Origin of the sequence: Populibacterium corticicola, assembly GCF_042683685.1 — a bacterium.
In the GTDB taxonomy this organism is placed as follows: Bacteria; Actinomycetota; Actinomycetes; order Actinomycetales; family Cellulomonadaceae; genus Timonella; species Timonella corticicola.
In genome coordinates, this window is sequence record NZ_JBHUOP010000006.1 from 113355 (window position 1) to 128737 (window position 15383).

The following is a 15383-nucleotide window of genomic DNA, read 5'->3' on the forward strand; positions in this document are numbered from 1 at the left end:
TCGCCTAGTAAGAAACTAGGCGAAACAGAGAAAACCGTGACCTGGTCCTAGGATCGCAGCGGAAAGGCGCTAAGCGTCTCACAGGAACCTCATAGGCTGAGCACAAGAAAAAGAAATCGCCAGCCGTCATTATTGAGGTATGGCATCGCACTCCACTCCAGCAGGTCTCCCCCGACTCACCCGTCCAGACGGTTCTCCCGTCCGTGCTCTCGTCGTAGACGATGAGCCGAACCTCGCCGAGCTCCTCACAGCCGCACTACGCTACGAGGGTTGGGAAATCTCGACGGCGCTCAATGGCCAGACAGCCTTGAAACTTGCCCGTGAGGAAAAACCAGACATTATCGTGCTGGACATCATGCTCCCTGACATCAGCGGGCTCGAAGTCCTCAAGCGCATCCGACAGTTCCTCCCGTCCGTTCCGGTCCTGTTCCTGACAGCGAAGGACGCGGTCGCTGACCGGGTTCAAGGACTCACCGTCGGCGGAGACGACTACGTCACCAAACCATTTAGCCTCGAAGAGGTCGTAGCCCGTCTGCGTGCACTACTGCGCAGGTCCGGTGCGGAGGCAGAGAGTACCGAGTCGGTGCTGATCGTCGGCGATCTGGTACTCGACGAGGACTCACACGAGGTATCACGCGGCGGCGAGGAAATCAGCTTGACCGCAACCGAGTTCGAATTGCTCAGATTCCTCATGCGCAACGCGCGCCGAGTCGTGTCCAAGGCCCAGATCCTTGATCGAGTATGGCAGTACGACTTTGGCGGTCAGGCCAACATCGTTGAACTGTACATCTCGTATCTGCGGCGCAAGATCGACCGTGGTCGATCGCCAATGATCCATACGCTGCGCGGCGTTGGATACGTGCTCAAACCTGCGGCGGACGACCAATGACGTTGCGTCATCGCCTCGTGACATTGATCGTGACGGTGGTGCTCTTGGTCAGTACCACCATCGCGATCGTGCTTGCCCTTGCTCTGCGTGCGAATCTCTACGGCCAGTTGGACGGTGAACTGCGTTTGGCAAGCAACCGTGCGGTGAGCCGTCCCCTGCTTGAAAGTGGTTTCAATCGGACGGAACCGGACTCCAAGCCGGACCAGGGAGATGATGACTCGGCGGCCGGACGCATCCCACTTGGTCAAGCGGCCGGGACAATCACGATTACCTATTTCACGTCTGTTCTGGTGGATGCCGGCTATATCGATGAGTCAGGGACGTATCAGACGCTCACGCTTGAGCAGTTTGAGGCTTTGGACGCGCTGCCGAATGACGGACGGATCGCTGCGGTCAAAGTACCCGATCTAGGGACGTTCCATGCGATTTCGCAGGATAACCGGTCAGGGAACCGTACGATCACGGCGATGTCGACCGCGAGCGCGAGCGATTCCCTACGCGTTTTCGTGGGTGTGGAAGCCGTGTTGATCGTTGTGGCTGTTGGTGCGGCTGGATGGGCTGGAACCTTCTTCATTCGCCGTGCGCTACGTCCTCTTGATGCGGTTGCCGCAACAGCCACCCAGGTCTCGGAACTTCCTCTGGCGCAGGGTGAGGTTGCGGAGTTGGTTCGGGTTCCGCAGGACCTCACCGACGAGTCCACCGAGGTTGGTAAGGTCGGTGCGGCCTTGAACAGGATGCTCGGTCATGTCCAGGGTGCACTGGCCGCACGCCATGAGTCGGAGACCCAGGTGCGCCAGTTTGTTGCGGACGCCTCCCATGAACTGCGCACGCCGCTCGCGTCCATCCGCGGATACGCCGAGTTGGTGCGTAGGTCCGGCGAGACGGTTCCCGAGGGAGCAGGTCAGGCGCTGGGTCGGATCGAGTCCGAATCGATTCGGATGTCTGGCCTGGTGGAGGATCTGCTGCTGCTCGCTCATTTGGATGCTGGCCGCGAACTGGCGCATGACACGGTCGATCTGTCGATGCTCTCGATCATGACGTTGTCCGATGCACATGCGGCAGGCCCGAACCACGTGTGGAACCTCGATATTCCGGAGGAGCCGTGCGAGGTCATCGGCGACGAGGCGCGCCTGCAACAGGTTCTCGTCAATCTGCTGGCAAACTCCCGTGTGCACACTCCCGAGGGGACGGAGGTGACACTTGCACTCACGCCACAGGACGACGGCGGCATGGTGATCAGTGTGTCGAACAACGGTCCGGAGATTCCGGCCGAACTGCGCAGTTCGCTGTTCCAGCGGTTCAGTCGTGGAGATACGTCTCGAAACCGCACCGGAGGATCGACCGGGCTCGGGTTGGCGATCGCTCAGGCGATCGTGACTGCGCACGGCGGCAGGATCACGGTGGAGTCCTCGCCCGAGCAGACGACCTTCTCGGTCGTGCTCCCTCCCGCCGGTTCTGTCCCGATCGCAAAGGGCCCCTAGAGCAGCACCATATTGTGGATTGACGACGAGTGGGCTACGTTCCAGCCCAGGCTCCGATCTCGATGGGGCGTTTTGGGTCCGGGTGCATCCACAAAAAGTGTGTACCCGGGCCCAAAACGCCCCAACGGCTATAGGAACGAAGTTACTGTTAAGCAGCGAACGGCAAGAAGCAACTGCTGAGCGACGGTATAGGGGAATCACCTCGGAGGAAGCGATGCCCGCGGAGGGTGAGTTGACGCTGGAGGACGAGGGCTCGTCGTCAATAAGACCAACCATAAAAACCTTTGGGCCACCCACTGGAGAAGCGGGTGGCCCAAAGACCATGAACGCTGGAGAACGACTTTACGTAAGTCGCTCACGCACCTTGGGTCGCACAAACTTGGCCGGTGTGTTCGGTCCCTCCCAGACCTGCAGGATGCCCCAGCCAACCGCTGCGACAGGCACGGACAAGACCGCACCGAGGATACCGCCGATGATCGTGCCTGCGGTCAACGCGAGCAGAATGACGAGCGGGTGCAGTGACAACGAGGTACCCATGATCTTCGGCTGCAGGAGGTTACCCTCAAGCTGGTTCACACCAATGACGATGATGACCACGATGACAGCAGCCCACAGGCCGTTGGCGACCAGAGCGACAAGAGCCGCGAGGATTCCTGCGACCGTCGCACCGACGAGCGGGATGAAGGACAGGACAAAGACCAGGACGGCGAGCGGGAGCGCAAGCGGAACCCCGATGATCGCCAGACCAACGCCAATACCGATCGCGTCGACGGCCGCGACCATCGCAGTGCCGCGAACATACTGCCCAAGGGTCTTGACGGTACGGGCGCCCACGCGGCGACCACGTGCGTATTGTTCGCCCTCGAACGGACGAAGTACGAACTCCCAGATCTTGGGTCCATCCTTCATGAAGAAGAACAGCACCACCACGAGCAGCACGAATCCGGTCACGAACGAGGCGGTAGCCGAGACTCCCGCGATCGCGGAGGAACCGAACTTGCTCGACATCAGGAATCCGCGTACCGATTCCTGAACGGAGTTGAACTGTTCCTCGGTGATCTCGAACGGCAGGTTCTCAATCAGGCCCTGCAACTCGAAGAATCCCTCGCGAGCAGAGTCGGCGAGATCCTGCCACTGGTGTCGGACGGCATTCACGATCATCGTGACCACGCCACCGAGCACCACGACCGCCCCGAGCAGCGTCAGTATTGTCGCCCAGATGGGTTTCATGCCAAAACCCTCGAGTTTGTCGAGCAGGGGGCGCAACGCCGAGGCGAAGATCAGCGCAAGCAGGATCGGGATGATGAGAGTGCTCAGGTAACTCATCCCGAAGACAACGACAGACACGAAAATCAGAACCGCGAGCGCCTGAATGGAGCGAGTCGCGGCACGGCCCATCCCGTCCCTCCACAGTGAGGGCTCGACATCAACCGGGTCCGCCGTCGTGGTGGCGGTGTTGACGGTGATTGCGCCCTTACGCGCGAACATGAACCCGACAGGCATATTGCCCACGGTGGGCGTTTCCTTCTTCGAGTCGTCCTGACGTGGGGTGTGTGATCCCATTGACTGCTCCTTCTCGCACGGCTCTTGCGATTCTACTTCACAGGTACGAGCAGGCCGTCGGTGACAAGGCCGCGGACATCGGGTAATACTTCGGCACGCAGGTCGATTTCATCCACCTCGAACAGGGTCGCGATGGCTCCGGTGATCTGGCCGATGGTGAGTTCGCCGTCGCAGGCACCCACAAGTCCAGCCAAAACGGTCGTGGCCTGGACGGCACGCCCGTATCCTCCGCCCTGTCGGATGATGATGACGTTCGGGTCTTGACTGCCGGGGACGTAATAGCGTTCCTCGGTGATGTCTTCGGCATGGGTCAGGTACTGTGCGCACAGTTCGTCATCGGACAGGGCGGTGTGCCAGTCGTGGGCTGCTATGCTGCGTGCGACGACCGGTCCGAGCGGTTGCTGGACAGTTCCGGTGATCTCCTCGAGGCGGCGCAAGGTACGCTCCCCTGACGCCGGTTTCCGCAGCCAGATCATGCCGAACCCGATCCCTTGAACGTTGCGCGAGGCGAAATCGTCAAGCCATGCGGAATAGGTTGCGGCGTAGGCCTCTGGGTCGCGGTCTTGAGTGGTGCCGCCGTCACGAATCCAGGTCTCGGCGTATTGAGCGGGGTCGAGCAGTTCGCGTTGAACGATCCAGGCATCGAGCGGGCCGTGTGCTGCTTCGGCTTCGTCGAGCCACTGGATGACCCGCTCGGTCCAGTCCGCCTCACCCCGGATCTCCCAGTTTCCGAGCAGGTGCGCCACACCGCCGGGAGCAAGAACGGAGCCGATCTGCACGATCAGATCGTGCACCAGGTCATCGCCCGAACGCCCGCCGTCGCGGTATTCGTACTGTGGCAGGGTGGAGTCGTTGCCCGTGCGCGGCGTGATCACGAATGGCGGGTTGGACACCACGAGGTCGAAGCGCTCGTCCGCAACCGGTTCAAGCATCGATCCAAGTCGCAGATCGCATGACACCTCATTGAGCGCCGCGTTGAAGCGGGCGTAGTCGAGCGCGCGCCTGGAAATATCGGTTGCGACAATCGTGTCCGCGTGGGTTGATGCATGCAGCGCTTGGATGCCGCACCCGGTACCCAGATCGAGCACCCGTCCGACTTTGGTGCGACTGGTGAACTGCGCGAGCGTCAACGATGCGCCACCGGCCCCGAGCACGTGGTCCGCTGCGAGCGCACCGCCCGTGGCAACCTCACCAAGATCGGACGCAAGCCACCAGTCGGTCTGGCCCGACTCGTCGGAAAATGCGTGTGGACGGATTTCCGTGAGTGCACGGATTCCGGGTCCTTCCTGCGTCACGAGGTTCATGGCGTATGCCCCGGCAAGCCCGAGCGTGGGGAAGGCTGCCGTGATCTCTGCCTCCGTGAGCGTGTGCCCGAGCATGAACAGCCGCATCAGGTAGGCCGCAGGATCGGTTGAGTCAGCGAGCGCTCGGGTGGCGGGGACGGCCTGCTCCCGGTGCAGGGCGTCGTTTGCGAGGTCACCGAGGAGTTCGGTGGTGCGATCGATCGTGTAGTTCGCACGTTTGAGATCGGCGCGCAGGGCTGTCAGTTGATCGGTGACGGTGGGCGTTGGGTGCTCGGTCATGGCTCCATTGTTTCAAATGGGAGTGGACAGGCCGAAAATACCCTTCCGGATGTGGGCAGGGTTTGGTTGTGCATAGTTCGGTCGTGCACTGTCGGTGGGGCTAAAAGCGTCCAGGTGCGCGCACAAAATAAGTGAACTCAGGCCAAAAACTCCCCACCGAGTTGGGTGGGGTCGAGCGGCGACATCTCGGTTCGCCGTAGGCTGGTTCCGTGACCTCATCACTGCGCATCGTGTCGTATAACTTCAAGGCCCTGCAGATGGATGCCGCCGCTCTGGGTGCGGTGTTGCGTGCCGAACAGGCCGATGTCGTGGCCGTTCAGGAACCGCCACGGTTCTGGGGCGCGCGCCGTCGGTTGCGTGAGTTCGCCCACGCCTGTGGCCTTGAGGTCGTGGTGTACGGCAACTATCCGTTCGGCGGAGCCACCACCGCGCTGCTCGCCGCCCCGGAGGTGGCAGCGCGGGTGATCGACCGCGGCTCGCAGATCCTACCCTTCGACCCGTGGCTGTGGCCCTCGCTGTGGCGCGAACATCGCATATGGCCGTCGCGGCGCGGATATGCCTACCTCACAACCACGGATGTCACGGTCATCTCCATTCATCTCGGACTCAATCCCGAAGAGCGGAAGGTGCACCGCAACATCATCTTGAACCGCATCCATGCCCTCGGTGCGCGTCGCTGCGTCGTCGCCGGCGACCTCAATGAGCAACCGGATGGGCCAAGTTGGCTGGCGTTCGGGCGCCGGTTACGGGACGCCGTCCGCCTGATGTCCGACGAGTCGGACAGTTCCTTCCACACCTTCCCGTCCCAGCGGGCCCGGCTGCGGATCGACGGCGTTTTCGTGGGCACCGACTTTGCGGTCGAGGAGGTCCACCTTCCCGATGGCCCCGATGTGCAGGCTGCGAGCGATCATCTGCCCACGGTGGTACGGGTACGACTCCCCTCGTGAGAAATGACTGGGTGGGTCATACGAGTGGGAGTATGTCGTTCGCACCGTGCGAGGCCTTCGAACGGTACTCCTCGAGCGCCCGCCCGTACTCGGGATTGGTTCCCTCCGTGCGCACTCGTTGGACGACGTAATCGGTCACGCCCAGAGCGTAGACCTGTTCCCGGATTTCCAAGATGTCGTCTTCGTCGAGGACCAACGGGTCGAGGGTCGTGCGTACCTGCACCTCGATTCCCGCGGACACGAGGGTGCGTAGCGATTCCAGTGCCACGCTGCCGTCGCCTGGGACACCGGTAACCGCCGCATACTTGTCCGGGGTCGCCTTGACATCGAATCCAACCCAATCCAGGTATGGCAGCAGTTTTTCGATCCGACGTGGATAAGCTCCTCCCGTATGCAGTCCAACCTGGAAGCCCAGTTCCCTGACCTGCCGTGCAGCCTCAACGACCCCCAGTTGGCGGGTCGGCTCGCCACCCGAGAACACCACACCGTCGAGCAGCCCGCGCCGCGACTCCAGAACCTCAAGGACTCGCTCCCAGGCCACAACGCCGGGTTTCGTTGGGCCGATGATGTCGAAGTTGTGACAGTACCCGCATCGCCAGGGACAGCCCTGCAAGAACACGACCGCCACGAGCTTTCCGGGCCAGTCGCAGGCCGAGAACGGCTCAAAGCCTGCAATATCGAGTCGTAGAGAATCCACCCCGGACATTGTCATTCCTTCAGTGCATAGGTGGAGTCTTGGGCAACCGACTCCACAAACATCTTGCGTTCTTGGTGTTCGCCCTTCTTACCGATGTTGAACGAGGAGACCGGACGGTGATAGCCCATCACGCGCGTCCACACCTCGCATACAGTCGGTTCAGCCTGGGGCCGTTCCAGCGCACACTTCCAGCAGGTCTCGTGCTCTCCTTCAAGGTAGCCGTGGTGTGGGCAGATCGAGAACGTGGGGGTGATCGTGATGTAGGGGAGGCGGAAGTTCTCAAGCGCTCGTTTGACCATGATCCTGCAGGCGTCGGCGGTTGAGATCTTCTCCTGCATGTACAGGTGCAACACGGTTCCACCCGTGTACTTGCCCTGAAGTTCCTCCTGCCGGGCAAGTGCCTCGAACGGATCGGCAGTGAATCCCACCGGCAGTTGAGAGGAGTTGGTGTAGTACGGGTTCTGGTCCGTTCCCGCCTGCAGGATGTCCGTGAATCGAGCTCGATCCTCCTTCGCGAACCTGTAGGTCGTACCCTCCGCTGGCGTGGCCTCGAGGTTGTAGAGGTGTCCTGTCTGTTCCTGGAACTCGACCATACGCTCGCGGACGTGGTCGAGCAGCCGCACCGCCATCGCGTGACCGCGCACGTCCGTGAGATCGTGTTCATCGTCGGTGAAGTTGCGGATCATCTCGTTGATGCCGTTGACTCCGATGGTGGAGAAGTGTGAGTTCAGGGTGCCCAGGTATCGGCGCGTGTAGGGGAACAGCCCTTCATCAAGGTAATGCTGAACCACCTCGCGTTTACGTTCGAGCGAATCCCTACCGAGTTCCATGAGGTGGTCGAGGTCGTTCAACAGGGCTTCCTCGTTGCCCTTATGACGGTATCCGAGCCGCGCACAGTTGATCGTGACCACCCCGATGGAACCGGTCTGCTCCGCTGATCCGAACAGGCCGTTGCCACGCTTCAGCAGTTCACGCAGATCCAATTGCAGTCGACAGCACATTGATCGGATCTGGCCGGGTTCGAGTTCCGAGTTGATGAAGTTCTGGAAGTAGGGCAGTCCATACTTGGCGGTCATCTCAAACAGGCGTTCGGCGTTCGGCGATTCCCACGGGAAATCCTCGGTGATGTTGTAGGTGGGAATGGGGAATGTGAACACTCTCCCGGATGCGTCGCCTGCCGTCATCACCTCGATGTAGGCGCGGTTGATCAGATCCATCTCCTGCTGGAGATCACCGTAGGTGTAATCCATGACCTGCTCCCCCACGAGCGGATGCTCATCACGCAGATCCACGGGGCAGGTCCAGTCGAAGGTCAGGTTGGTGAACGGTGTCTGCGTGCCCCACCGCGATGGAACGTTGAGGTTGTACACGAGTTCTTGGATGCACTGGTACACCTGCGAGTAGGTCAGGTTGTCGTTGCGCACGAATGGCGCCATGTAGGTGTCGAAGCTTGAGAACGCTTGAGCGCCTGCCCACTCGTTTTGCATTGTGCCGAGGAAGTTGACCACCTGCGCCACTGCCGAGGAGAGATGCCTCGGCGGGTTGGACTCTACTTTGCCTGGAACGCCGTTGAATCCCTGCTCCAGCAACATCTTGAGCGACCAGCCCGCACAGTATCCGCCGAACACGTCAAGGTCGTGGATGTGCAGGTCCCCATCCCGATGCGCCCGTCCAATCTCAGGTGAGTACACGTTCGACAGCCAATAGTTTGCCGTGACCTTTCCGGCTGTGTTCAGGATCAACCCGCCGAGCGAATAGCCTTGGTTGGCGTTTGCGTTCACGCGCCAGTCAGAGCGATCAAGGTACTCGTCCATAGCCTCGACAACGTTGACCAGCACCGGTTCCACTGTGCTTCCGGTGGACCGGTCCCGGTACGCTCCTCCCGTGTTGGCACTGACAGAGGTAGGCAGTGCAGTCATCACAAACCCCTTCGATCATCCGCCCCACCACACCATGAACCACTATATGTAGTAACCGTGGGCAAAAATGGCCACTATATATACCAATATTTCGACATTCTGACGGAAGTACAAGAGGGACGTTCGTCCTCGATCACCCACAATCTGACGGACGTTGGGCGCAATTTTCTTACTGTCAGAAAACATCGATACGGCACCCATAGAAAACACCTCACTGTGCGAGCGCTCTGAAATAGCTTCTTTCTGACAGCGGCTTGAGTGTCAGGTGACGGCTTCACACACAGCACACACCAAGTAGCGCAAATCTTCACCCGCACATTGACCAGCCCGAATGAACTCCCCATGATGAATTCTTCCGCTTGCGGTTGCTAAGCCGATGAGGCCTTCGTAACGTCGAGGTAAGGGGGAAATATGCGACACGAAGGGTTTGAAGCCCGCTCAGCCCGAATGTCGCTCACTTTCGCCTATCGCAACCGGTTCGCCCCGCTCGTGGACCATCAGGGCTCTAGGCATCGATTCAGAGGCCCATGACCTGCGATCCAGGTGTGCTGTCCCGGCGCCGCACACAAACATCAACAACTTGAGATCTTTTGTTTCACGGTCTTGGAGTCCGACCTTGGCGGGGGTGCGGGCCCACATAGACGCAGGCCGTGAGACACGCGAGGACTTGCGAATCGTCTGACTCCCAGATTCCACCTCGCGTCCCTTGGAGGGGCCGACTACGCGCAGTCGGCCCCTCCCCTTATCCCATCAGTTGCCCTGCACGCACTCGCACACGGATCGCCGACGAGCCCTCAGTTTGGCACCCTACCCTACGCTCCAGCCGTACTGGGTCGCGCTTCGCTGACGAGACAACACAGGGGCGGGGCATGGTTGAAACCCACCATGCCCCGCCCCCCAGTGCCGCGTATTCACGCCACAAACGCTAGAAGGCTGGCGCTCCAGCCGCAGCGATCATAAAGCCCGGGGCATTGAACCCGCGCTCCTCGAACTCCTGTGCGACCGCGCCCGCGATACGCTCCGCATCCGACAGCGCGACGAGTGAGATCGCAGAGCCGCCAAAGCCACCACCGATCATGCGACCGCCAAGCGCACCAGCCTCGTTGGCAGCGTCAACCGCAACGTCAAGTTCCACGCAGGAGACCTCGTAGTCATCGCGCAGCGAGACGTGTGCCTCGGTCAGAACGGGGCCGATCTCAACCGTCTTGCCCTCGGCTAGAAGACGCTCCACAATGTGCACGCGCTCGATGTCGCCGAGCACATGCTTGACCCGCCTACGTACAACGTCGAGTTCCTGCCCTTGAAGTCGCTCTTGGGCCAACTCCAAACGCGCAGACACATCATCGAACGAGTCGCCCGCATCCGCGATCTCACGGAGCACACTGACCCCGAGCGCGCCAGCTGCAGCCTCACAGGTCGCACGACGTTGGGCATACTGTCCGTCAACGAGTTGGTGTGGTGCTCGGGTGTCGATGATCAACAGGGCCAGGCCGCTCGACTCAAGATCGAACGGAACGTGCTTGGTGGACTGGTCGAGGCAGTCGAGCAACAGGAGATACCCTTCACGCGAGCGCAGTGACGCGGATTGGTCCATGCCTCCGGTATTCGCACCCGCCATCTCACGCTCCGCACGAATGCAGGCTTCCACCAGGGTGATGCGCCCAGCGTCATTCGGGGCATTCCTGGTGCCAGCAAGGCCAAGGCCATAGACCTCATCGAGCGCCACTGCAACCGACGCCTCAAGCGCCGCCGAGGAGGAAAGACCCGCGCCATAGGGGACGCACGAGGTGACGGCGGCATCAAAGCCGCCAACCCTGTGGCCCGCTTCGCGCAGCGCCCACGCAACACCGGTCACGTAGGCGGCCCAACCGTCAACGGAACCAGCCCGCAGATCATCGACGTGGCCCTCCCATACCGTTGACTCCTGACCCGAGACCAGCCGGATCACCCCATCCGTGCGTGGGGTCAGCGCAAGATAGGTGCGGTGCAGTAGCGCAAAGGGAAACACGAGGCCACCGTTGTAGTCAGTGTGTTCGCCGATAAGGTTGGCACGCCCCGGTGCCGACCAGATGCCAGCCGGCTGTGAGCCATATGCCTCGGTGAACACCTTGGTCGCCCGCTGCGAGCCTTCTTCGACGCTCCACGCATCGAGCCATTCGATTGCAGTCACTGGGCTACCTCATTGAGTCGATCTGCGATTTTCTCCGGGGTCGTGTCCGAGATCCACGCCCCCATTCCCGATTCAGAACCGGCCAGGTACTTGAGCTTGCCGGGAGAACGAAGGAAAGAGAACAGTTGAAGATGCAGGCGCAGATCCTCCCGGCCTTCTCCAACCGGAGCCTGGTGCCATGCAGCGATGTAGGGGGTCTTGGTCAACTCGCCATTTTCCTGCGGCGGGAAGAAGCGTTCCACCCGATTCAGTATCTCCAGGTAGGCGGTGGCAAGATCTGCACGTTCGTCCTCGTTCAACGCAACAAGATCCGGCACATCACGGCGCGGTGCAAGATGGATCTCAACCGGCCAACGCGCAGCCATGGGGACATATCCGACCCAGTGCTCAGACTCGAACACGATGCGGCGCCCTGAGCGCAGTTCAGCATCGAGAACATCGCGCAGCAGGTTACGCCCCGTCGCCTCACGGTGCTTACGCGCCTGAACCAGCATCTGGGCGGTACGCGGGGTCAGATACGGGTAGGCGTAGATCTGACCATGCGGATGGTGCAGCGTCACCCCGATCTCCTGACCACGGTTCTCAAAGCAAAAGACCTGTTCGATCCCATCGAGTGCGGACAGTTCCTCGGTGCGATCGGCCCACGCCTCAATGATGGTGCGCATACGCTGAGGTGAGACCTCGCGCAGCGACTTCTGGTCGTCTGGCGAGAAGCAGATGACCTCACAGCGACCAGCAGCCGGACGAACTCGCCAAAAGTCGACATCCTCGAACGTCGTCTCGATGTCATCCACGCCGGGCACGCGCATGAGTGATGGGAAACGGTTCTCGAACACGACAACGTCATAGTCCTCATCCGGGATCTCACCGTCCGAATAGGCAGCACCCGGCTTTGCCGGCGCAAGCGGGTTTGCATCCGCTGGCGGCAGGAAGGTGCGGTTCATGCGGTGCGCAGCATGAGGAATCCACTCACCGGTAAGCACATCAAGACGCATCGTCGGGCCGGTGACCGGGTGCTCGACGCCGTTTTCATCCAGCACCGGCGCATACCGATCGCTCAACGGGCGTGGATCATCGAGTCGGCGGGTTCTCTCCCCCGAGACATACTGGGCATTGTCGTCAAAATAAAACAGGTCACGTCCATCAGCGAGCGTCGCTCGGGTCTTGCGGACCGCATCACTCAAGATACTCAAACTGCCACCTCTTCACTCTTTCTCGCGGCGGAGCACCGCCGCCTGACCGGTCTGTCGTGGGAAGGCTGGCTCCCTGCATCGACCAGCCGTATCGTCGAAAATCTGGGGTATAGCACGCACTAGGCGCTCAGATGTCTGCCGCGTAAGGCACTGCGCTGAACCTGAGCAGGCATCGAGCCGTTGCCCCTCACTGCACCACTCAGATTGGAGCACATGCGGTCAGAAGCAACAACCTATTTATTTTTACGATGAAAATTAGTCTGCTGTCAACTGTGCCGGAACACGACTCGGAGCAGCGAGTGTGGTCCCGCGCCCCGATTTTATTGACAGATGGAATAAACTGACCGAGATATGAGCATCTCAGAGCACCCCATGCCGCTAACGGGCCACGCACGCGCTATCGTGAAGTCGCTCCTGCTGAATGGACCACAAAGCCGCAGCGACCTCGCTGCCACCCTTGAGTTGTCTCCGGGCAGCCTTACCCGGCTCTCCCGTCCGCTCATCGACACGGGCTACATCATTGAACACCCAACCCTCGACCAGCCCACTGGGATCGGACGCCCCAGCGTTCCATTGAACTTCAACCACGATCGGTTCCGATTCATCGGTGTCAAACTCACGAAAACGCACGCCTACGCTGCTCTCACCCTCGCCGACAGTCGTATCGAGCACCTCATCACCCGTACGTTGGACATCCCCACGGTGGACAACGCAGTAGCGACTATCACGGAACTCGTTGAAGAACTCACCGCGAAATCCCCCGTGCCGATACACGCCTTGGGGGTGGCACTCGGGGCCCACGTGGCGAATTACCGAACCATCACCCACGCTGATCACCTCGGCTGGGACGAGGTACCTCTGTCCGAACTCCTCGAACAGTCCACCGGACTGCCCACCTACGTAGAAAACGACATCGTCGCCCACACCGAGTCAACCCATTGGTTTGGCGAGGGCAGAGAAACCGATGACTTCGCACTCTTCACTCTCGGAGCTGGAATCGGCTATGGACTAGTGACGCACGGGCAAGCCGTCACAAGTCCCGAGGCAGGGTACTCGCTCCTCTCCCACTTCCCACTACGCACCGAAGGGCTATCGTCCCGGATGGAGCACCTGGCCACCCTCACAGGAGTACCCAACACAAAACTACTGCGCGTTGAGTGCGGCCACGAGGCCTGCGCCACTGCAATGCTCACTCTGGGAGCGCTCGAACAGCGTGCAAGCAAACTCCTGGGCCGGACAGTCACATTCTCACAGTTGATCGGACTAGCCCAAGCCGGCGATCCCGTGGCTTCCGCCATCGCGGACGCCTCAGGTTACGCACTGGGCACCCTTCTTGCAGCCATAACCAACCTGACAATGCCTACACGAATCGTGCTGGGCGGAGAAGCCGTCCTGCTCGCCGAGGTAGCCGCAACGTCGATGCACGACGGTCTACACGACAACCGTGATCCGCGCTCCACAGATCCTGAACTACGCCTACAGAACCCAGACCTCGCCCTATGGACACAAGGAGCAGCAGTGGTGGCAGTACATACAAGCCTGGTGGGACGTACGTAGCCAACGAGAAGCACACCAGGAAACAAATAAAGACTTCCCACCATCGGGAAGCCTTTATTTATGAAATTTAAGTGCGGCCACGCCCTACTCTCCCACACCCTCCCGAGTGCAGTACCATCGGCGCTGGCGAGCTTAGCTACCGGGTTCGGAATGGGACCGGGCGTTTCCTCGTCGCTATGATGACCGCTCCTTTATTTAACTACAGGTCAACCAGCAAACACCAATCGAGCAACCGTAACCTGTATCACTCAACAAAAAATGCCCTCGACATGCGTCGAGGGCATTTCGCTTGGCCGATGGCATACGCCTCAGTCCAAGATGAGTTCAAAGCATCGCGACAGTGGGTCGTTTTTCCACTCGCCGTAGTTATCGATGAGGACATAGCCCAGCGACGAATACAGATGCATCGATTCAGGCTGCAACGTGCCGGTCTCAAGAACAACCCGAAGACCGCGCCGATCATCACGCTGCGAATAACGACGAGCCTGACGCTCAACTTCATGCATCAGGAGTTTCGCGTACCCGTTACCGCGGTACTGCGGCTTTATGTAGACCCTGCGCACCTCTAGGACAGGAGTGGAGAATTCCTCCATGTGTCCGGTCTGATCAATCAACGCGGCACAACCAACGTCTACTCGACGTTCACCGTCCAAGATCGAGAGGATGATCATCGCCACTGCGCGATCCCCATCTGGATCCGGCCCGATTGAGTCGACCCCATAGCGTTGACAAAGCTCCGTAGCCGCCGCTGTGCGCAGTTCCACGGCTGCAGGTGCCATCCACTGGGCCAAACGCAGGTTGGCTCCGGCTACCGCAGTTCCATTAACAGTCAATACTTCAGTCACGCTAATATGTACATTCCTATGAGACGGTTGTGTACTCTATTGCCTAACCTAACCTAGTTTTTCCACGTAAAAGCGCATCTGTGACTGACTGAACATGTGACCTCACACCTCACACCTCCTCGACCAAGAGAGCTGGCGGGTCAGTCGACATAAACAATGGTCACAGCCATGTAGGCACGCTAAACCCGCGGCATTTGACGATGGGTCATAGATCATAGGTCCACTTTTTGAAATGACCTCGAACCATATCTTCAGATCTTCAACGTTGAAATAATCCACATCCTGAACGAGATGCCGATGGCATTTAACCCTACTTAAATAGGCAGGACAACACTGGGGACGTGTTGATGAGGTGTTTATACCCACGTGGCCAGTGGACGCTGTCTGGGTGGTATCGAAGATACCCATAACCCCGCTCTCCGCACCCCCACAAAAGAAGAAGAGAGGCTTCAACCATCCTGTAACCCCCACACCACGGGGTGGGGTTGTTGGTCTGAAAACCGGCTAGTGGACGCGAACACACACTCACACACAACCCC

11 protein-coding genes and 1 rRNA gene are annotated in these 15383 nt (G+C 60.1%); 4 read left to right on the forward strand and 8 right to left on the reverse strand.

Annotated elements, in window-relative coordinates; all coding sequences use genetic code 11:
• Positions 1 to 139 precede the first annotated feature (139 nt).
• Together ACFSYH_RS13410 and ACFSYH_RS13415 are read left to right on the forward strand one after the other, a co-directional pair.
• Positions 140 to 889, forward strand: coding sequence for a response regulator transcription factor (locus ACFSYH_RS13410; protein WP_377467647.1), 750 nt, complete (start codon positions 140 to 142; stop codon positions 887 to 889).
• Positions 886 to 2370: a sensor histidine kinase gene (locus tag ACFSYH_RS13415; protein ID WP_377467649.1), complete on the forward strand. Its 1485-nt coding sequence runs from the start codon at positions 886 to 888 to the stop codon at positions 2368 to 2370. The genes ACFSYH_RS13410 and ACFSYH_RS13415 overlap by 4 nt, the downstream gene beginning before the upstream one ends.
• Positions 2371 to 2712: 342 nt before the next feature.
• On the opposite strand, the gene ACFSYH_RS13420 is transcribed toward ACFSYH_RS13415, so the two are convergent.
• Positions 2713 to 3933: an AI-2E family transporter gene (locus ACFSYH_RS13420; protein ID WP_377467651.1), complete on the reverse strand. Its 1221-nt coding sequence runs from the start codon at positions 3931 to 3933 to the stop codon at positions 2713 to 2715.
• A gap of 32 nt (positions 3934 to 3965) precedes the next feature.
• Complete coding sequence (locus tag ACFSYH_RS13425; RefSeq protein ID WP_377467653.1) at positions 3966 to 5516, reverse strand: DUF7059 domain-containing protein; 1551 nt, start codon at positions 5514 to 5516, stop codon at positions 3966 to 3968.
• Positions 5517 to 5725: 209 nt separating this feature from the next.
• Between ACFSYH_RS13425 and ACFSYH_RS13430 the strand changes: the two genes are divergently transcribed.
• The gene (locus ACFSYH_RS13430; protein WP_377467655.1) at positions 5726 to 6463 is read left to right on the forward strand and encodes an endonuclease/exonuclease/phosphatase family protein; all 738 of its coding nucleotides are present in this window, start codon (positions 5726 to 5728) and stop codon (positions 6461 to 6463) included.
• Positions 6464 to 6479: 16 nt separating this feature from the next.
• Here ACFSYH_RS13430 and ACFSYH_RS13435 read toward each other — a convergent pair whose 3' ends face one another.
• The 4 genes from ACFSYH_RS13435 to galT all read right to left on the reverse strand — a co-directional run bounded on the left by ACFSYH_RS13435 (position 6480) and on the right by galT (position 12442).
• Entirely contained in the window at positions 6480 to 7160 is a 681-nt protein-coding gene (locus tag ACFSYH_RS13435; protein WP_377467657.1) for an anaerobic ribonucleoside-triphosphate reductase activating protein, read from the reverse strand.
• Positions 7161 to 7171: 11 nt separating this feature from the next.
• Entirely contained in the window at positions 7172 to 9079 is a 1908-nt protein-coding gene (locus ACFSYH_RS13440) for a ribonucleoside triphosphate reductase (RefSeq protein WP_377467659.1), read from the reverse strand.
• Positions 9080 to 10004: 925 nt separating this feature from the next.
• Positions 10005 to 11249 (reverse strand): galactokinase, encoded by a 1245-nt coding sequence (gene galK, locus ACFSYH_RS13445; RefSeq protein ID WP_377467661.1) that lies wholly within the window; start codon positions 11247 to 11249, stop codon positions 10005 to 10007.
• Positions 11246 to 12442: a galactose-1-phosphate uridylyltransferase gene (gene galT, locus ACFSYH_RS13450; RefSeq protein WP_377467663.1), complete on the reverse strand. Its 1197-nt coding sequence runs from the start codon at positions 12440 to 12442 to the stop codon at positions 11246 to 11248. The genes galK and galT overlap by 4 nt, the downstream gene beginning before the upstream one ends.
• 351 nt (positions 12443 to 12793) lie before the next feature.
• On the opposite strand from galT, the gene ACFSYH_RS13455 reads away from it, so the two are divergent.
• Complete coding sequence (locus ACFSYH_RS13455; RefSeq protein ID WP_377467665.1) at positions 12794 to 13999, forward strand: ROK family transcriptional regulator; 1206 nt, start codon at positions 12794 to 12796, stop codon at positions 13997 to 13999.
• Between the two features lie 71 nt (positions 14000 to 14070).
• Here ACFSYH_RS13455 and rrf read toward each other — a convergent pair.
• Positions 14071 to 14187 (reverse strand): 5S ribosomal RNA (gene rrf, locus ACFSYH_RS13460).
• A gap of 120 nt (positions 14188 to 14307) precedes the next feature.
• Positions 14308 to 14844: a GNAT family N-acetyltransferase gene (locus tag ACFSYH_RS13465; RefSeq protein ID WP_377467667.1), complete on the reverse strand. Its 537-nt coding sequence runs from the start codon at positions 14842 to 14844 to the stop codon at positions 14308 to 14310.
• Positions 14845 to 15383: the final 539 nt, after the last annotated feature.